Consider the following 23,718-nt stretch of genomic DNA (forward strand, 5'->3'; position numbering starts at 1 on the left):
ACTAATTCTATAAAAATGGAAGATCCAGACAATCCAAGTCCTGAAACCCAAGAAAGATGGTTTAAAGATCCTAACAATTGGATTTGGGGAATTTTCTATTACAATCCAAAAGACAATCGTATTTTTCCTCCAAAAAGAAATTCGAACTATGGAGCAGGATTTACAACTAATTTCGCAAATCCTAAATCGGTACTTACTTTGATTGGTATTTTATTATTCTTCGCATTTGTAGCAATATTAATCCAAAAAACAAAATAATTACTCTATCGTAATAAACCGCAACTGCTCAACATCACCATTAAAAATATTGACATCCACATTGCCTTTTATTCCTGATACAGAAGCCTTTTCGGTAAACTGCCAGAACAACCAATCATCGCCAATTTTCTCTCGGTAAAAATTATAATTGGCAATCCAAAAAAGATAATCCGAGAAATCTTCTTTCAAAAAATCATCGTAATATTTTTCGCCAGAATAAATAATGGGTTTTACTTTATAATGGGCTTCAACAGCATTCAACCAACGTCTTAAACCTATTTTCAAACTATCCAAGGATTGTCCTTTTGGTAGTTTTTCAATATCTAAAACAGGTGGCAAATCGCCTTTTCGTAACTGAACGGTTTGAATAAAAAGTCGAGCTTGTTCTAATGAATTTTCGTTGGGACGATAATAATGATAAGCACCACGAATGATGTTGCTTTCTTTTGCGCTACGCCAGTTTGCCGCAAATCGACTATCTACTTTGTCGTTTCCAGCTGTAGCTCGAATGAAAACAAATTCCAAAGAATACTTACTTTCAATAGAATTTATCAAATCCCAATCGACTTCTCCTTGAAATTCCGAAACATCAAATCCAATGGCTTTACCCTCGTGTTTTTCCAAAACTTGGAAATTACGAATATCTGTAATGCGTTTGTCTTCGGCTTCTTCATAAGATAATTTATCCGATTTGAAACTGAAATAATACGCCAATCCGTTGCGATAATGATAACAAACGCCAAAAAAAAGGAGAATAAAAAATCCAATTATCGAATAAGTACGCAGTTTTCCAGAGAAAAAAGAGGTTTTCTTTTTCGGTTTTCGCCTAATTATGGTTTTGCTTCGGGTGGTTTTCCGCCTCATTAAAAAACTATTTTTTTCAGGAATTTGTTATTGATAACCGACAACAAAACATAAGTAATAATAACCAACGGAATTCCTAAATATTGGAAAAAAACTAACAACAAAACTGCCAAAGTCAAAAAAACAACTTGAAGCGCATTCTTCTTAAAAGTAAAGTTTTTAATTTTTAAGGAAAATAACGGAATTTCAGCATTGAGGATATAAGCGCTAAACAAAGTGATAACCAATAAAATCCATTTGTTGGATAAAATTTCGAATATTACTAATGAATCCGAATATTCTAAAACTAAAGGCAAACTCAAAATAAAAAGCGCATTGGCAGGTGTTGGCAAACCTATAAAAGAATCGGTTTGACGCGTATCAATATTAAAATTAGCCAAACGATAACAAGAACCTAAAGTAATAATAAAACCTAAATAAGGAACAATTAGAAGTGGTGCGGCTGAATCTTGAGCTTTTAGCAACAGCGAAAACATTACATAACCAGGAACAATTCCGCTAGTTACCATATCCGCCAAAGAATCCAATTGCAATCCCAACGGACTTGAAACCTTGAACAAGCGAGCAAAAAAGCCATCGAAAAAATCTAAAAAAATACCCAAACACACAAAGTAGAAAGCCATTTCAAAATTTAATTCTGCCACAAAAACTACAGCAATACAACCGCAAAAAAGATTGAGTAAAGTAATTAAGTTAGGAATGTGTTTTTTTATGTCCATGGTAATTAAAATTGATTGTCAAAGTTCACAAATTTAATATAATAACTGATTGAGAAGTGCGTTTTTAGAAGAGATTTAAACCATTTTAAATTTAAAAACTGGAATGGGTTGTTAAAAAAGACATTAGCTCATTAAAAAATTATATTTTTGAAAAAAATTAAAAACCACTTGGGTCTGCAAAAATCAGCAATGTCAAGAAAAAATATATTTATTTTCCTTTTTATACTTTGTGGCTGTTCGTATGCACAAACCGTACGGAAATATTCGAACGAATTTATGAATATCGGTGTCGATGCTGCTGCATTAGGAATGTCTAACGCCATGACTGCAAGCACTAATGACGTAAATGCTGGCTACTGGAATCCCGCAGGATTAGTCCATCTGGAAGACCACCAAATTTCGTTAATGCACGCCAATTATTTTGCTAATATTGCCCAATACGACTACATTGCTTACGCTAATACTATTGATGATCAAAGTGCTTGGGGAATTTCCTTAATTCGTTTTGGGGTGGATGATATTATGAATACTACACAACTCATCGATAGCCAAGGAAATATTGATTACAATAGAATCAGTCTTTTTTCTACAGCCGATTATGGGGTTACTTTTTCGTATGCCCGAAAATTACAAGTGCCTGGATTTCAATATGGGGTAAATGCCAAAGTAATTCGTCGAATTATAGGAAAATTTGCCAGCTCTTGGGGTTTTGGGTTTGATGCTGGAATTCAATTCGAAAAAAATGACTGGCAATTTGGCTTGATGCTTCGTGATATTACAACTACTTATAATGTTTGGAACATTGACGAAGCCGAATATCAAAAAATAGCCGATGCCATTCCGGGACAAAACCAAGAATTACCTGAAAGCACTGAAATTACTGCTCCAAAAGCACAATTGGGATTGTCTAAAAAGTTCCTATTTCATTATGACTATAGCCTTTTGGCTGCAGCCAATTTGAATGTTGTTTTCGCTCAAACCAACGATATTATTTCAACAAGTTTTGCTAGTGTTGATCCTGCTTTAGGATTTGAATTTGGTTATACCGATTTAGTTTTCTTAAGAGCTGGAGTGGGAAATTTTCAAAACGTACAACAAATTGACAATACCGAAAAAATAGGATTCCAACCTAATATTGGTTTGGGTTTCAAATACAAAGGCATTCAAGTTGATTATGCCTTGACCGATTTAGGCAATCAAAGTGCTGCTTTGTATTCGAATATTTTTTCGGTAAAAGTAGATTTGGGAGTTTTTAGAAATTAATTTATAAATCCACATGATTTCAATACTAAAAAAAACAGTTTTTTTTGCACTGCTTATCATCTCAAACATTGTTTTTTCTCAAAACCTTCCTCTTTCTGAAAAAGCTAAAGTAAGTGTTATCACTTGCGATACAGGCAACGAATCCTATTCGCTTTTTGGACATACGGCGATACGAATAACCGACATTGATAATAACTTGGATGTGGTTTACAACTACGGCGCATTTGATTTTGCTACACCCAATTTTGTTGCCAAATTTGCCAAAGGCGATTTACAATATTTTGCTATTGCGCATTCTTTTCAAGACTTTTTGAATCAATATACCTTTGAACAGCGAACCGTTTTTGAGCAAGAATTATTGATTTCAAGAGCCTACAAACAAAAATTATTCGACAATTTGAATGCTGTTTTAGCATCTGAAAAAAAGTATTATACTTATAAATTTATCGACAAAAACTGCACTTCGATGGTGGTGGATATATTGAATCAAACATTAGGTTCGAAAATAATTTTCAAGAAAACAGATACTGACAAAACCTACCGAAGTATCTTGTATCCTTATTTTGATAATTCCTTTTATGAAAAATTAGGCACGAGTATTATCTTCGGAAAAAAAGTGGATGAATTGGGAACACGAATCTTTTTGCCATTAGAACTACATAAAAATTTAGCCACAACTCAATTTGGAAATCAATTACTTTCCAAAAAAAGCGAAACGCTGTTAGAATTTAAAAAAGAAACCTCAAAATCTTGGTGGAATACCATTTATACTTTGATTGCTTTTCTTGCTATTGTTGTAATTTTAAACAAAAGAAGCGTCGATTTGTTTTACTTGACGCTTATGGGAGTATTCGGAATCTTCTTTGTATTTATGGGATTTTATTCGTTTCACCTTGAGTTAGAATACAATTACAACATTTTATTATTTAATCCCTTTTTGTTGCTTTTGATTTATTTTTATGCTAGACAAAACAGAAAATGGATTATCAATTCGGGCTATTTGAATGTGTTTTTAGTACTTATTTATGTCGTTTTTATGCTAAACAAAATACATTTACTGATTGTATTACCATTTGTTTTGACAAATATTATTCTATTAACTAGAATCATAATTAAGAACAGCAAACGAATTCCTGTAATTATTTAATTACTGACCACGGTAAAACAAAACGGTACTGAATGTTTTTAAGGTAATATTCAAATCCATAAAAAGGCTTCGGTGTTTGATGTAATACAAGTCATATTGCAGTTTTATCAAACTATCTTCTATAGATTCTCCATAGGAATAATTAACTTGTGCCCAGCCTGTAAGTCCTGGTTTAATAACATGGCGAGTTTCATAAAAAGGCATTATTTCGGCAATTTCCTTTACAAAGAAAGGTCTTTCGGGTCTTGGTCCAATAACTGCCATATCTCCTTTTAAGATATTTAAAAATTGTGGAATTTCATCAATCCTGGTTTTTCGCATGAATTTTCCAAAAGCCGTTACTCTGCTATCATTATTTGTAGAAAAAACAGCTCCTTCTTTTTCGGCATTGGAAATCATGGATCTGAACTTGTATATTTGAAAAATTTTACCATTTTTACCCACACGTTCTTGAGTATAAAATAACGAACCTTTATTTCCAATGGCATTGCCAATTATTATTATTGGCAATAATAAAACACCTACTAACAAACCAAAAATTGAAATTAATGTTTCCATTATTCTCAAATTAATTTTATATAACTGGTTGTTATTTGCTCTATTAAAAGGGAAAAATTTATAAAAATCTCTAGTAATATGATGTACTGGAATTCGATGTGTTTTATCTTCAAAAACTTGAGTGTACTCGCGAATGGTTGTACCCGATTCTAACAAATGAAGTAATTTTTGATACAATTCAACAGTTATTTCTTCTGTTTTTTGAGAAGCCACAACCACTTCATAGAGTTTACTTCTTTTTACAAAAGTGGCTAATTCACTAACTTCTAGATTGTGAACATATTTATAACTAGGCAAATTAGACTTTTCTATATCAGTATTCACATAAGCTACAATGCGATAATGAGGATCCGAATTTTCTAATTCTCGAACCAGCTCCTCTACTTGCTCTCGGCTACAAACTAGTATTACTTGCTGTACAAATCTATTGGATGCTAAAAATTTGACATAAAATATTCTCCAAACTAACAAGGATATCAATATTGTGAAGTAAAAAATAACGATTTGTATTCTATTAGAAGGCAAGGAAGCTGAAAAAATTGGCGTCAATAAATAGAATAAAAATGAGGTTGAAGCAGTAAGAATGGTACTTCGCAAAACTTGAAATTGATTACTGGCAACCTGAAGATTGTACATTTCAAAAACAGTTCCGATTCCATTTAAATAGAATGCTAAAAGAACTCCATAATTAAAATCGGTTGTTGAAACAGAAAGGTATTCCAAGTCTAAAATATCACCAACAATACGCAAGGCTACTAAAACAAAAATTACATCAAAGGATCGGAGTAATACTTTTCGCTCTGAAACTTCAAAATGTATTTTATTACTGTTGTTCATTTTTCTTTTTATCTTATTACAAAACAAACATACTTAAAAAAAATCGATTAAATACATAAAAAACAGCTAAAAAACACAAATTGTTATAAATAAACAAACTATCGTATATTTTTTCTTACTATATAAAATAAATCCGATTTCTTTACAAAATTACTATTTCTTAATCTATTTAGAACTTTTTTAAACTATATTAATTCAATTAAGAATCTTTTTTTCTTTTTTGAGTTTGAGTTTCGCCTAAAAAAACATTTAATAATGATAACGAATAAACAAATGCTGGTGCTGCAGTTCGCATGGCAGCGTGATTGATTGTCAAAAACCAAAAAGTAACAAAACACAACAAATACATGTTGAATTTATTTTCTAAATACAAAAACAAAGGCGTAAAAAACAAAATCAACAACCCCATGATTCCCAGTGAACCATGTTCGGCAAGCATCCTTGTAATTTCATCGTGAGATAAGGTTCCATCACCTGTTTCGGCTTTACGCACTTCAACTCCTTTTCCAACTCCGACACCAAAAATGGGATTCTTCAAAAAGGCATTGATTTCTCCTTTGGCTACGTCTTCCCTACCTGTTAACTGGCTTTCCTTGACCCTTCCTGCTGCATCTTGATTGGCATAACGTTTGTCAATAAGTCCCCCAGTTTGAAACGAAGTGTACATCCAAGTAGCCATCATCGCAACTGCCATCAAAATAATCAAATAATTCAGTTTTACTCTTCCATCAAAATTCGATTTAACATAGAGAAAAAATAACAGCAATAATATCATTAATAAACCCGTAATCATTCCTCCTCGAGAGAAAGTGACCATCCCTCGATAGCTAATGTTTAAGGCAATAATCAAATTGATAATAACCATAACTTTAGTCTTGGATTCTAAAATTATGCGAGAAAAGAAAATAAACATTCCCAATCCTAAAACCGTTGCCACCTGATTGGGACCAAAACCACCCGAAGTTTCAAAACTAGATTGTGTACTAGTGATTACATCCCTGACATTAGGCGTATAAAAAGTTAAATATACCATACAACTAATGATAGGCAAACCCATACAAAGTAGCACCGAATTAATTTGGCTTAAAGGTATTTTTCTCCTAAAAGTATAAAGCGATGCCACTCCTAGACATACTGGTCCCGAAATATTAAAGGCTATAGCGTTTTTAATATCCGTTTCCACATTCAATACAAATGTTGACATAATAACACCTGGAATCAATAGCAATAAAAACAACCAATATGGAATGGCGTTTCTCGAAAACCCACTAAAATACATTCCAATAAAAACAAAAACCATCACTCCATATTTAGAAATCTCATACAAGGGATTTCCACCCGTCATTCTCAAAAAAACCTCGCTACCTACTATATAAGCGGCTGCCATTAAGGCTTCATTGTTTCTATTTTGAGCTTTTATAACAAAATAGACTCCCAAAATAAAAATCGCATAACCATATATTTTAGATGTAAACGGAAATACAAACACCAAAAATCCGATTGCAACATGCAAAAGGATTAAATTAAGATATAAAATGTCGTTTCTTGTCATTTATTATATTTTTGTAACCAGTCTAAATAGTGTATCATTACGGTTTCTTCTGAATAATTGTCACTAACCGTTTTTTGAAATGCTTTTCCAAAATTATATTGCAAAATTTCATTTTCTATTAGTTGAACCAATGAATTATAAAACGATTCCATATTTCCTGCTTCGACCAAAAAACCGTTCTCACCATCTTGAACTAACAAAGGAATTTCCCCTACATTAGTCACTACAACTGGTTTTTCGTGCCAACCGTATTCTAACAGAGCCACAGGTAAGCCTTCGGATTGCGAAGTTAGAACCGCAATTGTGGATTGAGCCAAAACATTAGAAATATCTTGTCTGGAACCATAAATAAAAACTGTATTCTCTAAATTAAAATCCTGAATCAGCTTCTTAATTTGATTTGAATACTCATCTTCAAAATCTTTTCCAACCAAGTGAAATGTATAATCTGGGTGAGAAAACTGAATTTTTTTAGCTACTTCCAGCAACAAAAAATGATTTTTTTGTACTCTCAAATTCGCCAAAGATAGTATTCGTTTTCCTTGAATTCCTTTCAAAACAGTCTTTTCTAAAGTTTCACTTACTTTAGAAGGAAAATTAGGCAAATAAATCACATTTTTATGATTCATTTTTTGTTCTGCCCAATTTTTCAAATGTTGATTTACGGCAATAATCCCACTAAAAAATGGAAGTGTAATTCGCAAAGCCAATGAAGGTCTTTCAGCCAAAAACTCGCTATCGCCATAATGATCGTGCCAAATTAATTGTAATGAAGGACAAGATAATTTCAGAAGAAAAGCCAGAAAAAAAGAAGTACTGTGAGCGTGGATGACTTCCACTTTATTGTCTATCGCAAATTTTCGCAATGCAAAAAGAGCTCTAAAATCAATCGCTCCTTTTTTGTTTAAAAACAAATATGCCACTTTTGGATGGACTTGATTCAAGAGCGAACCTTCTTTTCGACTAACGACCAAGCCTGAAAAATCTATTTTTTCTGCAAGCGCATTGGCGTAATTCACAGCCATTCGTTCGGCACCACCAGCCTCTAGAGAATCAATAATTTGAAGTATTCTCATGCTTTCAATAATTTTTTAATATCCCTTTCAAAAACATCCAAGGTGTATTTTCTGGACCAATCACTCGCTTTTTGGCTTTTGATTTTAAAATCTGTTTCGTTTTGCAACAGCGTTTTTAATTGTTGAACGTTATTTTCTAAATCTATTTCCAATAAAACACCCCGTTTGCCATAATCCAACATAAACGGAACACAAGAAACTGGAGTCGCCACAGGAACACAACCCCAAAACATTCCTTCGGCAATCGCTTTGGGCCAACCTTCACTTTCGGATGGTAAAATCACAAAATGGCTTTGCTCGTAGGCTTTTTGAACCACTTCTTTAGTTTGATTTCCTGCTAACAAAATAATTTTATCTAAATTATTTTGAACAATATAATCTTCTAAATGGCTTCTTTCTGCTCCTTCTCCGTATAAAGTTAAAGCAACATTATTCCCTTTTTTAAATAATTTTTCGACCAATTGAATGGCATACAACGGATTTTTACCTTTAACCAAAGTTCCCACAAAAACAAAACGAATTTCCTTTTGAAAATCTTTAGAAACAACAGGTAATTTATCAGATTCGTGATACGTGGCGGTAAAAAAAGCTTTGATGTTTTTTGAACTTCCCTCCCATTCGCCATAAACCAAAACTTGCATATTTCGAGTCAAAAAAGGATTGGATAAAATCCATTTTTGTAATTTATAACTCAACGGTTGCTTGGATTTTGGATCCCAATTACCCGCATATTTGGCTGTTTTTATTTTATTTGGAAATAAAATCTGAACCAAACAACCCAACAAACCAATGTTACCTGGACATCGCAAATGAATGTGATCCGCTTTTTGCATGGCTTTGTAGATTTGCCAACAAATTTTAGGAATCTTAAAAAAAGTGCTAAAAATAGCTTTGAGATTCAAGACATCAAAACTATTAACTTCCACAAATTCAATATTTTTGTGTTCGTAATATATATCAATAGCTGTCTTTTTAGCATCGGATAGAGGAGCAACAATGATGACTTTTTCGACATTTTTGATCCAAATATTCATTTCTCGAACGTAAGGTGCATAAGCAAAATAGCGATTCTGCTCAAAAAGATGCGGTACGTGAGTAATGATAACAAAATTCATTGGATAGGATACAATTGCGAATTTGGAATTTCTAGTGGTAAATATATCGTTAAAAACCGTCAATATCCAAGAGAAAATTGAAATTTATCAATACTATTTTCAAGAAATGACTTTCGAAAAAGTTGAAATTAAAAGAACAATTTTCAGAATTCTCACTACTAATCAGACCTTAACATTTGTTAACAAAATAGATTTTCAGAAACGATAATTAATTGTATTTTTACCGTTCAAAATTTAGAAAAATAAATGGGCAAAATCATTGCGATTGCTAATCAAAAAGGAGGAGTAGGAAAGACCACAACGTCTATCAATCTCGCTGCTTCACTAGGTGTTTTAGAAAAAAAAGTATTATTAATAGATGCTGATCCTCAAGCCAATGCTACATCAGGATTGGGTATTGATGTGGAAACTGTCGAAATTGGCACTTACCAAATTTTGGAGCACAGCAACACCCCAAAGGAAGCAACCCTAAAAAGTTCTTCTCCAAATGTAGATGTCATACCTTCTCATATTGACCTTGTGGCCATCGAAATTGAATTGGTGGACAAAGAAAACAGAGAATACATGCTCAAAAAAGCACTAGAAAGCACCAAAGATGAATACGATTATATCATCATTGACTGTGCGCCATCCCTTGGATTGCTTACTTTGAATGCTTTGACTGCCGCAGATTCTGTGGTAATTCCTATCCAATGCGAATATTTTGCACTCGAAGGTTTGGGTAAATTATTGAATACCATCAAAAGCATACAAAAAATTCACAATCCCGAATTAGATATCGAAGGATTGCTCTTGACCATGTTTGACTCTCGTTTGCGTTTGTCCAATCAGGTGGTTGAAGAAGTTCAAAAACATTTCAACGATATGGTTTTTGAAACTATCATTCAAAGAAATGTAAAATTGAGCGAAGCACCAAGTTTTGGTGAAAGCATTATCAACTATGACGCTACCAGCAAAGGAGCTACTAATTATTTGCATTTGGCTCAAGAAATCATAAAGAAAAACAGCTAAATTTTATGGCACAAGCACTTAAAAAACAAGCATTAGGAAGAGGTTTATCAGCATTATTGAAAGACCCTGAAAACGATATAAAATCAGTAACGGATAAAAATGCCGACAAAGTTGTTGGTAATATTATTGAATTGGAATTGGATGCTATCGAAATCAATCCGTTTCAACCTAGAAGCAATTTCAACGAAGAATCCTTAAAAGAATTAGCCACCTCTATCAAAGAATTAGGCGTTATTCAGCCGATTACCGTTCGAAAATTAGACTTTAATAAATACCAATTAATTTCGGGTGAGCGACGTCTTCGTGCTTCCAAATTGGTTGGATTGACTACCGTTCCCGCTTACATTCGAATTGCCAATGACAACGAATCGTTGGTTATGGCATTGGTGGAAAACATCCAACGTCATGATTTAGACCCTATTGAAATTGCGCTTTCGTACCAAAGATTGATTGACGAAATTCAATTGACACAAGAACAAATGAGCGAACGTGTGGGAAAAAAACGTTCTACAATTGCTAATTATTTGCGTCTTTTGAAATTAGACCCGATTATCCAAACTGGAATTCGTGATGGATTTATCAGTATGGGACACGGTCGTGCGATAATCAACATTGAAAATTTAGACATTCAAACTGATATTTATCAAAAAATCGTCAGTCAGAATCTTTCAGTTCGTGACACGGAAGCTTTAGTTAAAAATTATCAAGAAAGTTTAAAACCAAAACCAGTTGCGACTAAATCAAAAGCGACTTCTTTTGAAATTGAAGACATTCAAAAAAATGCTTTCAACTCTTATTTTGGTACTAAAGTCGATGTAAAAGTGGCTGGAAATGGCAAAGGAAAAATCACTATTCCATTTCACTCCGAAGAAGATTTTAATAGAATTATCAAACTAATAAAAGGATAGTGCGTAAAATATTTTTCATACTATTCTTCATTGTCATGGGAAGCAATACTGTTTTTTCTCAAAAGAAAACAGACACTCCTTTGATTACCAAAGACACCTTAAAATCGAACAACATTGATCCTTTGACTCCTGCCAAAGCCGCATTTTATTCGGCAATTTTACCAGGATTAGGACAGGCTTACAACAAAAAATACTGGAAAATCCCCCTTGTGTATGGAGCCATCGGAACGAGTATGTATTTTTATTTGGACAGTCAAAAAAGCTACAACCAATACCGTGACGAATACAAACGCCGTTTGGAAGGTTTTGAAAGAGGCGAAGAGTTAAAAAAATACGATGATGCTACGCTAATTTCAGCACAAAAATTCTACCAAAGAAACCGAGATTTATCTGCCTTATTTGTGGTTGGTTTCTATGTTTTGAACATTATCGATGCCAATGTTGATGCAGCTTTAACTCAATTTAACATCAACGATGATTTATCTTTTAAACCCAATGTTTATCGAAATGATGTAACATTAAAGTCGAATGTGGGACTTATAATCAATTATAGTTTTTAGCAACTCACTAAAATCGAAAACAAAAAAATAAAAAAGACAATTGTAATTTTAAAAATAGAATGAAAATAGCACTTTTAGGATACGGAAAAATGGGACAGGTAATCGAAAGAATTGCCCTAGAAAGAGGACACGAAATTGTTTTGAAAAAAGACGAATTCAACACTTATGACGGACTTTCAGATGCCGATGTCGCTATCGATTTTAGTGTTCCGTCTGCTGCTGTGGATAATATTTCGAGCTGTTTTCATGCCAATGTTCCTGTTATTTCTGGAACTACAGGTTGGCTAGAACATTATGACGAAATGATAGCGCTTTGTGCTGAAAAAAATGGAGGATTTATTTCGAGTTCAAACTTTAGTTTAGGAGTCAATCTTTTCTTTGAATTGAATGAATATTTGGCAAAAATGATGTCCAAATTCGATTCCTACAAAGTCAATATGGAAGAAATTCACCATACTCAAAAACTAGATGCACCCAGTGGAACTGCCATTTCATTAGCCAAAGGCGTAATCGAAAATAGCAATTACACCAATTGGACAATGGAAACACCTGAATCCAACCAAATTCATATCGAAGCCAAAAGAATTGGAACAGTTCCCGGAACGCACACTGTAACCTACAAAACCGAAATAGATTCCATCGAAATCAAACACACCGCTCACAATCGCGAAGGTTTTGCTCTTGGAGCTGTAATCGCTGCCGAATGGATTGTAGGCAAACATGGCGTTTTCACAATGAGAGACGTTTTATCTTAAAGTTGTTGAATAGGTTATTTGGTTAATCGTTTAATCGAAAGAAAATATAGTAAAACAAATTACCAATAAATAAACGACTTACCAACAAACCAAATCCCCGAATAAACGATTAAACAAATAAACAACACATTATGACAGCATTTCAATGGTTTGTATTTTTCTTGATTCTTCAAGTAATACATTTTTTAGGAACTTGGAAATTATACGAAGCTGCAGGCAGAAAACGTTGGGAAGCCGCTATTCCTGTATATAATTCTATAGTTTTGATGAAAATTATAGGTCGCCCTACTTGGTGGACACTTTTGCTTTTCATTCCCATTATCAACCTAATTATGTTTGCTGTTATTTGGGTAGAAACGTTGAGAAGCTTTGGAAAACGCTCTTATTTAGATACTTTTTTAGGGTTAATCACTTTTGGTTTTTACATTTATTATGTGAATTATACTCAAAAATTAAACTATGTAGCAGATCGAAAACTGAATGAAGAAAATCAAGCTGGAAGTACAGTAAGTTCGTTATTATTTGCTATTATCGTTGCGACTTTGGTGCATACTTATGTCGTTCAACCGTTTACGATTCCTACTTCTTCATTGGAAAAATCGTTGTTGGTAGGCGACTTTTTGTTTGTAAGCAAAATGAATTATGGTCCAAGAGTTCCCATGACAACTGTGGCTTTACCTATGGTTCATGACTCGATTCCTATGACCAAAAAGAAATCGTATTTGAGCTGGCCTCAACTGCCTTATTTAAGACTACCAGCTTTCGAAAAAATAAAAAATTCTGATATTGTAGTTTTCAATTGGCCAGTAGATACTGTTTATCAATTTAGAGACGTATCCGGAAGACACATTGATAAACCAATTGACAAAAAATCGAATTATGTGAAGCGTTGTGTGGGTATTCCAGGTGATAGTTTAGCGATAAAAGATGGTATCGTTTATATCAACGGAAAAGTATTGGCTTTGCCAGAAAGAGCTAAACCACAATATTCTTATAAATTAGTTTTAGACGGAAAAACTCCAATTGATTTTGAGTTTTTATTCAAAGACATGGATGTTACGGATGGAGTTAATTATGTAAGTCCACAAAAAGATACTGTTGGAATTGCGGCTCTTACTGCTGAAAGTGCAGCACGTTTTAAAAACATTCTTGGCATAAAAGCGGTTATTCGCAATGTATCACATCAGGCTGAAACGGGTAGACATGGCGTTTTTCCTCATACTACACAATGGAATCGAGATAATTATGGACCAATCTACATTCCGCAAGCTGGAAAATCAGTTGCTTTAAACCTAAATTCTTTGCCTTTTTATAGTTATATAATTACCGAATACGAAAAGAACAAATTAGAAATTAAAGGAAGTGACATTTACATCAATGGCGAAAAAACCAACACTTATACTTTCAAACAAGATTATTACTGGATGATGGGAGACAACCGTCACAACTCGGAAGACAGCCGTTATTGGGGTTATGTTCCTGCCGATCACATCGTAGGAAAACCAGTATTCATCTGGATGAGTTGGGATACCAATGGTAAAGGTTTAGGAAAAATTCGTTGGGAAAGAATGTTCACAACCGTTGGTGGCGATGGACAACCGCAATCGTATTTCAAAATTTTCTTGATTCTTTTAGCAGTCTATTTTGTGGGAGAGTATTTTTGGAACAAAAGAAAAGCAAACAAAGCATAAAAGTTTAAGGGTTTAAAAGTTTAATGTTGTTTAACCACAATACGAATTAAACTTTTAAACCATTTTAAACAAATACAATACACAAAATGAACATTCTTATTCACCCTACTTACTTTCCTTCGATTAGTCATTTTGTGGCTATGGCTCAAGCGGACAGTATTACGTTTGAAATGGAAGATAATTTTCAGAAACAAACCAATAGAAACAGGACTTATATCTACAGTCCCAATGGGATTCAGTTATTGAATATTCCTGTAAAACATTCGAAAGAAAGCCATCAAAAGACAAAAGATGTTAAAATAGAAATGGATTTTGATTGGCAAAAACAACATTTCAAATCACTAGAAGCGGCTTACAGAAGTTCTCCTTTTTTCGAATATTTTGAAGATGATATTTACCCTATTTTCGAGAAGAAACACATTTTTTTGATGGATTTGAATTTTGAAGTTTTGGATATTGTTACCAAATGTTTGCGAATGAAATTGGAATACACCACTACAACCGAATATTTTCACGAAGTAAATCCTGATGTTGCCGATTTTAGATTCTTGGCAAACGGAAAAAAAGACAACTCCCAATTTGAAGTTTATCCACAAGTATTTGAGGAAAAAGCAGGTTTTTTAAACAACTTGAATATTCTGGATTTGCTGTTCAATGAAGGGAAATTTGCCATGGATTATTTGAAAAGTCAGCCTTTAATTGTAAAATAATCCGAATTTATTCCATAGATAATCGGGTCATAATCGGAAAGTGATCTGAATTTACAAAATCAGGAAAGTTTTCAAAACTTTTGACTTTCATCGTGTTATCTGTAAAAATATAATCGATTCTGGCAGGATAATATCGGAATTTATAGGTGGCTCCAAATCCTTTTCCAGCTTCTTCAAAAGTATCTTTTAATTTTCCTTTTATATCTCTGTAAACAAAAGAAAACGCACTGTTATTCATGTCTCCACAAATAATAACAGGATAAGGACAATCTTTTTTATGTTCTTTGAATAGTTCAGCTTGTTGCTGTTGCTGCATAAAAGCTTTGCTAATTCTGTTCAACAATTTTTGTGATTTGCCACCTTGATTGATAGCATCAATGTTCTCATCAATTTCATTTACATCTGGCGAAATTTTGATGGATTGCAAGTGCATATTATAGACTCTGATAATGTCTGTTCCACGTTTAATATCAGCAAAAACGACATTATTATTCGAATTTGGAAAAAGAATTTTGCCCTCGTTTATAATCGGAAATTTAGAAAAAATGGCTTGACCAGTCTTAATTTGATTCCCGTCCATAAAAATATAACGGTGTGGATACAATTTCAAATCCATATTAGCAGAATTTGAATATTCCTGAACACACAATATATCAGGATTTTTTTCATTAATAAAACCCAAGATATTATCCGGAATATCGTCTCTTTCGACCCATTTGAACACATTGAAGAGTCGGACATTGTAACTCATTACGGTAAAATCTTTGTCATCTACAGGATAATCTTTACCCGAAAATTTATAGAATTTATTAATGAAAGTAATCCCCATCAAAAGCACCAATCCCGACAGAATCATTCGCTTTTTGAATTGTAATCCCCAATAGACAAAAAACAGTCCATTTAAGACAAAAAACAACGGCATAAACAAAGTCAATACAGATAGAATTGGAAAAACTTTAGGAGCCAAAAAAGGCAAAATATAAGCAACGAAAGTCGATACAGTCAGAACTATATTCAAAAAAAACATGAGCTTATTAAACCACGAAAGGTTTTTCATTTTTTTGTTTTTTGTTGAGAGTTATAAGTTGTAAGTTGTAAAATTACTAAATTGTAAATTGCAATCTAAATTCTCAAACCTGCATTCTATTTACTGTAAACTGCAATATGATTACTGAACACTGACCACTTTACTTCCCAGCTTTGAACAGAAATTCTTTTTCTTCTTTGGTCAAACAATCATAACCCGAACGACTTATTTTATCTAATATTTCGTCTATCTGTTGTTGCGTTTTATCTTTAGTCACAATTCTAGAAGAAGCTGGTTTTTCTGTTGGTTTCTTGTAATTCCTGTGTACTGTTTTTAATGGTTTAGAAGGCGATTTCTTGAACAAATTAACAAAAAAATCAATTACAGATGAAACTATTTTACTCAAATCGGTTCCGTTTTGCAATAATTTAATATACACCAAACCAAAAAAAGCACCCGCCAAATGCGCAATATGACCGCCCGAATTGTCTAATTGTAGTTGCAACAAATCAATTAGAAGTATTACAGCTGTAATTTGCCACAGTTTGACATTTCCAACCAGCAATAATCGAACATTCATCAAAGGTTGAAAAGTAGTTACGGCCACTAAAATGGCCATTATAGCTCCAGATGCACCAACCATCGAAGTCAATACATTCAGAGAATAAAAAGTCAAAACAAAAATAAGACCCGCAAAAATAGCCGACAATATGTACAATCCCAACAGTTGTTTTTGATTGAAAAAAGTCAAAAACAACTGACTGGAAAAATTTAAAATAATCATATTGAAGAAAATATGCCCGAATCCATTATGAAAAAAAGCATAGGTAAGAAAAGTCCATGGCTTAAAAATGAAATCGGAAGGTGCCGAAGATAAAGCAATCCAATTAGGCAGATTGAATTCTCCAAACTTGAATTGGTAGAAAAAAACTAACGAAACTAGAAAGCAAGCAATATTCCAGTAGATTAACTTTTGAGTCATTCCACCGGATTTATATTGCATTTTTAAATCGTCAATTATACTTGCCATTTTAGATTTGTTTCAACAGTTACTGACGTTCGGGAACGAATTTAGATTAGTTTCTAAATCCTAAAAATAGGAACCTTATGCGTCCAAATCTACTTTAGTTTTAGAAGCAATTTCTTTATATGTCCCGTTTACTAATTTCTCACGAATCGCTTCAAAAGCGGTAAGAGTTTCGTCAATATCAGACAATGTATGTGGAGCTGTTGGAATAACACGCAATAAAATCATCCCTTTTGGAATAACTGGATAAATCACAATCGACAAGAAAATACCGTAGTTTTCTCTTAAATCATTCACCATTACCATCGCTTCTGGCACACTTCCTTCAAGGTAAACTGGCGTAACGCAAGTATTCGTGTCACCAATGTTAAATCCTTTGCTTTTTAAACCATTTTGCAAAGCATTTACGTTTTCCCATAATTTGTCTTTTAAACTTGGGTTATCACGCAACAATTGCAAGCGTTTCAATGAACCAATGGTTTGAATCATTGGCAATGCTTTGGCAAACATTTGAGAACGCAAGTTGTATTTTAAATAATCAATAATATCTTTATCAGCCGCTACGAATGCACCAATATTCGCCATTGATTTGGCAAATGTAGAAAAGTAAACATCAATTCCGTCTTGGCAACCTTGCTCCTCACCTGCTCCAGCTCCTGTTTTCCCTAGAGTTCCAAAACCGTGTGCATCATCAACTAACAAACGGAAATTGTATTTCTTTTTCATTTCTACAATTTCTTTCAACTTTCCTTGTTGACCACGCATTCCAAAAACACCTTCGGTAATAAAAAGAATTCCTCCACCTTGTTCAGCGGCTAATTTCGTAGCACGCTGCAGGTTTTTCTCCATACTTTCGATGTCGTTATGTTTGTAAGTAAAACGCTTGCCACTATGCAAACGAACTCCGTCAATAATACAAGCGTGACCATCTACATCATACACAATTACATCATTTCGGGTCACCAAAGCATCAATAATAGACACCATTCCCTGATACCCAAAATTCAGCAAATAAGCCGATTCTTTCATTACAAAAGCAGCTAATTCTTGCTCTAATTGTTCGTGATATTTGGTGTGACCTGACATCATTCTGGCACCCATTGGAGCAGCAGCACCAAATTCTAAAGCTGCATCAGCATCTGCTTTACGCACTTCTGGATGATTGGCCAAACCTAAATAATCGTTCAAACTCCAGTTTAAAACCTCTTTCCCTTGGAATTTCATTCTTGGTCCTAAATCGCCTTCCAACTTTGGAAAAACAAAATAACCTTCTGCTTGTGAAGCCCATTTCCCTAAAGGCCCTTTATTGTTTTGAATTCTTTCGAATAAATCTTTTACCATAATATATATCTGTACTACTATTAATTTTAAGAGGTTGCAAAAATAAATATTTAAAATTTATTAGCATCTTGAAAGTAAAATTATTTTTAGTGGGCTGTTTCCTGCTGTTCATTATATCAAAAAGCAAAAGGATACCGTTTAACTACGTTGAATCTTCGATTTCCATCAGGGCTAGACATCTTTGGTAACAATAAACTTTGTACATTTGAATACTATTTTTCATTAGAAAAAATCATATCAATACAATTATGTCACAAACTCCCAAAGAATTAAAACTAGCCGTTCTCATTGATGCCGACAACGTTCCGTACAGCAATGTCAAAGGAATGATGGAAGAAATAGCCAAATACGGAACTCCAACAACCAAACGCATTTACGCCGATTGGACAAAACCGAATGCCAATGGCTGGAAATCAGTTTTACTGGAACACGCCATTACCCCAATTCAACAATACAGTTACACGGTGGGTAAAAATTCTTCGGATTCAGCGTTGATTATTGATGCCATGGATTTATTGTATTCGGATAAATTAGATGGTTTTTGTATTGTTTCTAGTGATAGTGATTTTACCAGATTGGCTATTCGTTTGAGAGAATCGGGAATGAAAGTCATTGGCATTGGCGAAAAGAAAACGCCAAGTGCTTTTATCGCTGCTTGCGACCGTTTTGTATTTATCGAAGTTTTGGACGGTGCTATCAAAAAGACACGAAAAATAGCTAATGTTCAAAGTAAATTACCAAAACCAGCTACAACTCCTGCATCTGAACCTAAAAAACTGGTAGAAAAAGAAGCTCCAAGCAAAATCGACAATCAAACCATTGAACTTATTGAAGACACTCTCGAAGCGATTGGCGATGAAGACGGCTGGGCATTCCTTGGCGATGTAGGCAACCTCATCGTGAAGAAAAAACCCGAATTTGATCCTAGAAATTATGGTTTTTCAAAACTAACTCCGATGCTAAAATCCCTAACTGACATTCTCGAAATTGACGAAAGAGAATCGGACAAAAAAGGAATCAAACACGTGTATGTTAGGCTTCGTTACAGTTAGACAACGACCCTTTTTTGATTAACATAGATTCAAAAATTCTCTTTTATTGATTATTATTTTAGATTTAATATTTTAAATATTTTTTAAGAATTTGTTTCATCAAAAAGATTCTTTTTCGTGTAAATTTGCGGGAATCGTGCTTTTTTTAAAGTAAAAAACCTTGATACCACTTAAATTAATTATTAAATGAGAAAACAAATTTTCGTTGTTGGAATTTCATTATTAGCCATATCCTTATTTTTCAATTACTACATGCAAACAGCCTATTTGTTTTCTGTAGTAATGGTTACTTTCATCGGAATTGGATTTTACAATACCATTCAAAAAAAGCACACCATACTCCGAAATTTTCCCATTATTGGCTATTTTAGATACATTTTTGAAAGTATTTCACCAGAAATTCAGCAATATTTTATCGAACGCTCTACAGATGGAAAACCTTTTTCCAGAAACCAACGTTCTTTAGTGTATCAAAGAGCAAAAAACATTGATTCCAATACTCCATTTGGAACACAGTTGGACTTGAATCATACCAATTACGAAGGTATCAAACACTCGATGTTTCCCGCAGCAGTAAATGAAGAATTACCTCGTGTTTTAGTGGGTGGACCAGCTTGTAAACAACCGTATTCAGCTTCTTTATTGAATATTTCAGCGATGAGTTTTGGGTCTTTGAGTGAAAACGCAATTGTTGCTCTGAATAAAGGAGCGCAAAGAGGCAAGTTTTATCACAATACAGGCGAAGGTGGTTTGACCGAATTTCATCAAAATGGTGCTGATATTACTTGGCAAATAGGAACAGGATATTTTGGTTGTCGTGATGACCGAGGTAGTTTTGATGGCGGAAAGTTTGCAGAAAAAGCGAATCTTCCCGAGGTGAAAATGATTGAAATTAAACTCTCTCAAGGTGCAAAACCAGGTCACGGAGGCGTTTTACCAGCAGCTAAAAACACAGAGCAAATTGCCAAAATAAGAGGTGTACAACCGCATACAACTATCCTTTCGCCTCCTTGTCATAGTGCTTTTTCAGATGCTAAAGGATTAGTTGAATTTATTGATCGCTTACGCCAATTGTCTAACGGAAAACCTATTGGATTCAAACTTTGCATTGGTCAAACCAATGAATTCGAAGCGATTTGCCACGAAATGATTGCTGCTGATTGCTATCCTGATTTTATCACCGTAGATGGTGCCGAAGGCGGAACAGGTGCTGCGCCTCTAGAATTTTCAGACGGTGTAGGAATGCCTTTTGAACCTGCCTTGATTTTTGTCAATAAAACATTGGTCAATTTGAATATTCGAGATAAAATAAGAATCATTGGTAGCGGAAAAATCATTTCGGGTTATTCTATTTTGCACGCCATTGCGTTGGGGGCAGATATGTGTAATTCTGCCAGAGGATTTCTGTTTTCGCTGGGGTGCATTCAGGCGTTGCGTTGCCACAACAATCAATGTCCTACTGGTGTAGCGACTCAAGATAAAATGTTGATGAAAGGCTTGGTGGTAAGCGACAAATCGGAACGCGTGTATCATTTTCATAAAAACACTTTGCACGCTGCCAACGAATTATTAGCCGCAGCTGGAAAAACGAGTTTCGCCGATGCGGATATCAATATCTTTATGCGTGGGGATGAATTTAGTGAATTATCTAATTTGTATTTTCCGAATAATTTATCGAATGTGAGTAGTACACGGTAGTTATCTTCAAGTTTATAAAAATGAAACTAAAAAAACCAACGGAAGAATTCATCGCTGAAATTCTCAAATTATATTCAGTTGAAGAAGGTAACGAACTTGATCAAAATCTTATTAAATTATTTAAAACATTTAATGATGATAAAAACAAATTCAATGTTTTAATAAAAGTTGCATCCTTAAATAAAATTTACTCAACAGCAATAGTTAATATAAATCCAGTTGTTGACCAAATAATTAAAATCACTAACTCTGAATCAAATCCAAATACAATAACTGAATATATTGTATTTGTAGATAAAATATCTAAAGTTAATTGGACAAATGAAAAAGGAAAATGTTTTGAACGGAATAACTTATCTTTTTCATCTAAATACGTTCATTTTTTAAGCAATTTTGAAACTCCAATTTATGATAGTTATATTTGGATTATCATGAATGGATATTTAGGTCAAAAAAATAACGAAAAGATTTCATTTGAAAACCCAAGTAATTTCATAGAGTTTTATGCAAGATTTGAAAAATTTAAAATAGATTTAGGTTTGGAAAAATTCTCAAATTATGATATTGATAAATTTTTATGGCAATATGGCAAAAAGTTAATAAAAGAAATTGAAAATGAAATGTCTATTGATTTAGAACAAGCTAAATCTGAACTAAAGAAAAGAATAAAAGCCAGCAATTAAAATTTACAACATCGATTTTAGATAATTGACTTAATAGAAAGTTGTTTTATACAAGAGCTATTTCCACAAAAAAAGGTTAAGTTGAATTTTTTATCAACTTAACCTTTTTACATTTTACAACACAAAATAATGATCGTTCTCTACTACTTTTGTGTCTTTTTTATTCTCCAATTCAGTATCAAAAGAATACTCACTTCGGTATTCGTTGACCATTTGCATTAGATTTTTTTCAATCGTATTGGCAATTGCGGTAACAGGCGTATCGGTTGGTCTGTTTTCGAAAGGATCTTGCAAATGAATTGCCATTTTCTCAATTAAAACGAAAGCTGCCGAAATGGCTGTAATCAACGGAATAGCGAACCAGCTCAAGACACTTGTTAATCCAAAAGGCAATAATAAAATAAACAAACACAAAGTCAATCGGATGTACAAACTATAGGTTGTTGGAAAAATCGTGTTTTTAATTCTTTCGCATTTCCCCATGTGATCACACAATCTGGAGATTGTATTGTCAATTTCTACTTGCTGATACATATTGATTCGTTTATCATTTCGAGCATTTCGAAGATCGCGAGCATGCAAAATTAAAATAGCATTAGGCACGTTTTGATGATTCTTAACATATTTAATTTCCTCTTCGCTCATAAACTCTTTGAGCGGTTTTATCGCATCTTTTTTCCGAAGGGATTGCCCCAAACTATAACACCAAGCTATTTGTCTTTTAGTAAAAGTTTCTTTAAAGTCATTGGCTTCAACAGAAAAATCTGGATCTTTATAGAAAGTCATTACTTGACGAATTAAGGTTCGAGAATCATTTACAATCGCACCCCAAACAATTCGTGCTTCCCACCAACGGTCATAGGCCTGATTGGATTTGAAAGCCAATAATAATGAAATAATGGTTCCAATCATGGTTGGAATCGCTATTGGAATATCAACTGGAAGGTTGATGAAATAATGATGAAAAATTTCGAATATTATAGTATAAGCTAATACAAGAGCCAGCTCTACCTTAATTTTTCCGAGAACATATTTAATGGGAATTCTTTTCTTTAATAACATCTTTTTAATTTTAGATTACAGTTCGTCTTGAAAAAAATGTTCAGGCAAATTCTTCGTAGAGTGATAAAACAGGAAGTCCTAAAAGTTCATTGATTTCTTCTTTCTTTTTCTTTTTGAATTTGATTTTTTCGCCTTTACGGGTTTGAATAAGTAAATCGATATCATATTTAGAGATGGCTTCGTTAATATGAGGCGCAACTTCTTCAAAATTGTTTTGGTAGTTGGACGTTTGACCTACGATTTCAAAAGAAAAATTCTTGTCTAAAAACTGTTGAATATCTTTCACATGCGCATTGGCAGTAGCATTTTCAATATAAAGTGCTTTGTTACAATCTTCTTTGATAGGTTCGTTGCCCAAATGCAGAATAGGACATTTTTGATTGCCCGCCAATTGCACTAAATATTGATGAATTCTTTTGGTTTCTTGTTTATAGGAATGAGGCAAAATCAATAACTTTATATCAAAGGCTTCGATAATTCTTCTGAAAATTGGAGATGAAAGACCGTATTGATGGTGTACTTTTATTTTACAGTTGTCTGTATTACTTATAATGGCTCGGCATTGGTCTAAAACATCCTCTTGATTTGGAGTTAGTCCTGATTTCATTTCACGCAAAAAATGAGAAGATGAAAAAGTATCAGGAGTATCGGAAACTAGCATTAAAATAATTTCAGACTTATAATCTTTCGCTTGATTAATAGCAGATTGTACAGCAAAAATCGTATCGCTTTTTAAGGTCGTAGGAATTAAAAAATTTTTCATAAGCATAAAATGATTTAGTTTATACTTACAAAGTAACTTCC

Annotated in this window: 23 protein-coding genes; 12 read left to right on the forward strand and 11 right to left on the reverse strand. The window is 33.5% G+C overall.

Annotated elements, in window-relative coordinates; translation table 11 throughout:
• Nucleotides 1-15: 15 nt before the first annotated feature.
• Entirely contained in the window at nucleotides 16-258 is a 243-nt protein-coding gene (locus OZP15_RS11345) for a DUF5808 domain-containing protein (protein ID WP_269225549.1), read from the forward strand.
• Here the strand turns inward: OZP15_RS11345 and OZP15_RS11350 are convergent, their stop codons facing one another.
• Entirely contained in the window at nucleotides 259-1,122 is an 864-nt protein-coding gene (locus OZP15_RS11350) for a glycoside hydrolase family 25 protein (RefSeq protein ID WP_281336144.1), read from the reverse strand.
• A complete protein-coding gene (locus tag OZP15_RS11355) occupies nucleotides 1,122-1,841 on the reverse strand; it encodes a CDP-alcohol phosphatidyltransferase family protein (protein ID WP_281336145.1) in 720 nt (239 codons plus the stop codon). Before OZP15_RS11355 ends, OZP15_RS11350 begins: the two co-directional genes overlap by 1 nt.
• A gap of 189 nt (nucleotides 1,842-2,030) precedes the next feature.
• Between OZP15_RS11355 and OZP15_RS11360 the strand changes: the two genes are divergently transcribed.
• Nucleotides 2,031-3,104: a putative type IX sorting system protein PorV2 gene (locus tag OZP15_RS11360; RefSeq protein WP_281337486.1), complete on the forward strand. Its 1,074-nt coding sequence runs from the start codon at nucleotides 2,031-2,033 to the stop codon at nucleotides 3,102-3,104.
• Nucleotides 3,105-3,117: 13 nt separating this feature from the next.
• Nucleotides 3,118-4,251, forward strand: coding sequence for a lipoprotein N-acyltransferase Lnb domain-containing protein (locus OZP15_RS11365; RefSeq protein WP_281336146.1), 1,134 nt, complete (start codon nucleotides 3,118-3,120; stop codon nucleotides 4,249-4,251).
• On the opposite strand, the gene OZP15_RS11370 is transcribed toward OZP15_RS11365, so the two are convergent.
• The 4 genes from OZP15_RS11370 to OZP15_RS11385 all read right to left on the reverse strand — a co-directional run bounded on the left by OZP15_RS11370 (nucleotide 4,252) and on the right by OZP15_RS11385 (nucleotide 9,389).
• Entirely contained in the window at nucleotides 4,252-5,646 is a 1,395-nt protein-coding gene (locus OZP15_RS11370; RefSeq protein ID WP_281336147.1) for an exopolysaccharide biosynthesis polyprenyl glycosylphosphotransferase, read from the reverse strand.
• Between the two features lie 199 nt (nucleotides 5,647-5,845).
• Nucleotides 5,846-7,198, reverse strand: coding sequence for an O-antigen ligase family protein (locus OZP15_RS11375; RefSeq protein WP_281336148.1), 1,353 nt, complete (start codon nucleotides 7,196-7,198; stop codon nucleotides 5,846-5,848).
• Nucleotides 7,195-8,274, reverse strand: a complete 1,080-nt coding sequence (locus OZP15_RS11380) for a glycosyltransferase (protein WP_281336149.1) — start codon at nucleotides 8,272-8,274, stop codon at nucleotides 7,195-7,197. The genes OZP15_RS11375 and OZP15_RS11380 overlap by 4 nt, the downstream gene beginning before the upstream one ends.
• Nucleotides 8,271-9,389: a glycosyltransferase gene (locus OZP15_RS11385; protein WP_281336150.1), complete on the reverse strand. Its 1,119-nt coding sequence runs from the start codon at nucleotides 9,387-9,389 to the stop codon at nucleotides 8,271-8,273. The genes OZP15_RS11380 and OZP15_RS11385 overlap by 4 nt, the downstream gene beginning before the upstream one ends.
• A 246-nt stretch (nucleotides 9,390-9,635) precedes the next feature.
• Here OZP15_RS11385 and OZP15_RS11390 point away from each other — a divergent pair, with 246 nt between their 5' ends.
• The 6 genes from OZP15_RS11390 (at nucleotide 9,636) to OZP15_RS11415 (ending at nucleotide 15,024) form a co-directional block, all read left to right on the forward strand.
• Nucleotides 9,636-10,400, forward strand: coding sequence for a ParA family protein (locus tag OZP15_RS11390; protein WP_281336151.1), 765 nt, complete (start codon nucleotides 9,636-9,638; stop codon nucleotides 10,398-10,400).
• A gap of 5 nt (nucleotides 10,401-10,405) precedes the next feature.
• Nucleotides 10,406-11,308: a ParB/RepB/Spo0J family partition protein gene (locus OZP15_RS11395; protein ID WP_281336152.1), complete on the forward strand. Its 903-nt coding sequence runs from the start codon at nucleotides 10,406-10,408 to the stop codon at nucleotides 11,306-11,308.
• Nucleotides 11,309-11,343: 35 nt separating this feature from the next.
• Nucleotides 11,344-11,868 carry a DUF5683 domain-containing protein gene (locus tag OZP15_RS11400; RefSeq protein ID WP_281336153.1) on the forward strand — a complete coding sequence of 175 codons (525 nt, stop codon included), beginning with the start codon at nucleotides 11,344-11,346 and terminating at the stop codon, nucleotides 11,866-11,868.
• A gap of 59 nt (nucleotides 11,869-11,927) precedes the next feature.
• Nucleotides 11,928-12,623: a 4-hydroxy-tetrahydrodipicolinate reductase gene (gene dapB, locus OZP15_RS11405; RefSeq protein WP_269225557.1), complete on the forward strand. Its 696-nt coding sequence runs from the start codon at nucleotides 11,928-11,930 to the stop codon at nucleotides 12,621-12,623.
• Between the two features lie 131 nt (nucleotides 12,624-12,754).
• Nucleotides 12,755-14,314, forward strand: a complete 1,560-nt coding sequence (lepB, locus tag OZP15_RS11410; protein WP_281336154.1) for a signal peptidase I — start codon at nucleotides 12,755-12,757, stop codon at nucleotides 14,312-14,314.
• Between the two features lie 86 nt (nucleotides 14,315-14,400).
• Entirely contained in the window at nucleotides 14,401-15,024 is a 624-nt protein-coding gene (locus OZP15_RS11415; RefSeq protein ID WP_269225558.1) for a WbqC family protein, read from the forward strand.
• A 7-nt stretch (nucleotides 15,025-15,031) separates the two neighbouring features.
• Here OZP15_RS11415 and OZP15_RS11420 read toward each other — a convergent pair whose 3' ends face one another.
• From OZP15_RS11420 to capB, 3 genes are all read right to left on the reverse strand, one after another.
• Nucleotides 15,032-16,081 (reverse strand): endonuclease/exonuclease/phosphatase family protein, encoded by a 1,050-nt coding sequence (locus tag OZP15_RS11420; RefSeq protein ID WP_281336155.1) that lies wholly within the window; start codon nucleotides 16,079-16,081, stop codon nucleotides 15,032-15,034.
• Nucleotides 16,082-16,211: 130 nt separating this feature from the next.
• On the reverse strand, nucleotides 16,212-17,081 hold the full coding sequence (locus OZP15_RS11425) for a rhomboid family intramembrane serine protease (RefSeq protein ID WP_281336156.1): 870 nt from the start codon (nucleotides 17,079-17,081) through the stop codon (nucleotides 16,212-16,214).
• 75 nt (nucleotides 17,082-17,156) lie between these two features.
• The gene (gene capB, locus OZP15_RS11430; RefSeq protein WP_281336157.1) at nucleotides 17,157-18,419 is read right to left on the reverse strand and encodes a cysteate-C-fatty acyltransferase; all 1,263 of its coding nucleotides are present in this window, start codon (nucleotides 18,417-18,419) and stop codon (nucleotides 17,157-17,159) included.
• 248 nt (nucleotides 18,420-18,667) lie between these two features.
• Between capB and OZP15_RS11435 the strand changes: the two genes are divergently transcribed.
• The 3 genes from OZP15_RS11435 to OZP15_RS11445 all read left to right on the forward strand — a co-directional run bounded on the left by OZP15_RS11435 (nucleotide 18,668) and on the right by OZP15_RS11445 (nucleotide 21,852).
• Nucleotides 18,668-19,471 (forward strand): NYN domain-containing protein, encoded by an 804-nt coding sequence (locus OZP15_RS11435; RefSeq protein ID WP_269225560.1) that lies wholly within the window; start codon nucleotides 18,668-18,670, stop codon nucleotides 19,469-19,471.
• 186 nt (nucleotides 19,472-19,657) lie between these two features.
• Nucleotides 19,658-21,169 (forward strand): FMN-binding glutamate synthase family protein, encoded by a 1,512-nt coding sequence (locus OZP15_RS11440; RefSeq protein ID WP_269225561.1) that lies wholly within the window; start codon nucleotides 19,658-19,660, stop codon nucleotides 21,167-21,169.
• A 20-nt stretch (nucleotides 21,170-21,189) separates the two neighbouring features.
• On the forward strand, nucleotides 21,190-21,852 hold the full coding sequence (locus OZP15_RS11445) for a hypothetical protein (protein WP_269225562.1): 663 nt from the start codon (nucleotides 21,190-21,192) through the stop codon (nucleotides 21,850-21,852).
• A 114-nt stretch (nucleotides 21,853-21,966) separates the two neighbouring features.
• On the opposite strand, the gene OZP15_RS11450 is transcribed toward OZP15_RS11445, so the two are convergent.
• Entirely contained in the window at nucleotides 21,967-22,914 is a 948-nt protein-coding gene (locus tag OZP15_RS11450; protein WP_269225563.1) for a bestrophin family protein, read from the reverse strand.
• A 40-nt stretch (nucleotides 22,915-22,954) separates the two neighbouring features.
• Nucleotides 22,955-23,677: an adenine nucleotide alpha hydrolase family protein gene (locus OZP15_RS11455; RefSeq protein ID WP_269225564.1), complete on the reverse strand. Its 723-nt coding sequence runs from the start codon at nucleotides 23,675-23,677 to the stop codon at nucleotides 22,955-22,957.
• Nucleotides 23,678-23,718 lie beyond the last annotated feature (41 nt).

This window comes from Flavobacterium eburneipallidum (assembly GCF_027111355.2).
GTDB lineage: Bacteria > Bacteroidota > Bacteroidia > Flavobacteriales > Flavobacteriaceae > Flavobacterium > Flavobacterium eburneipallidum.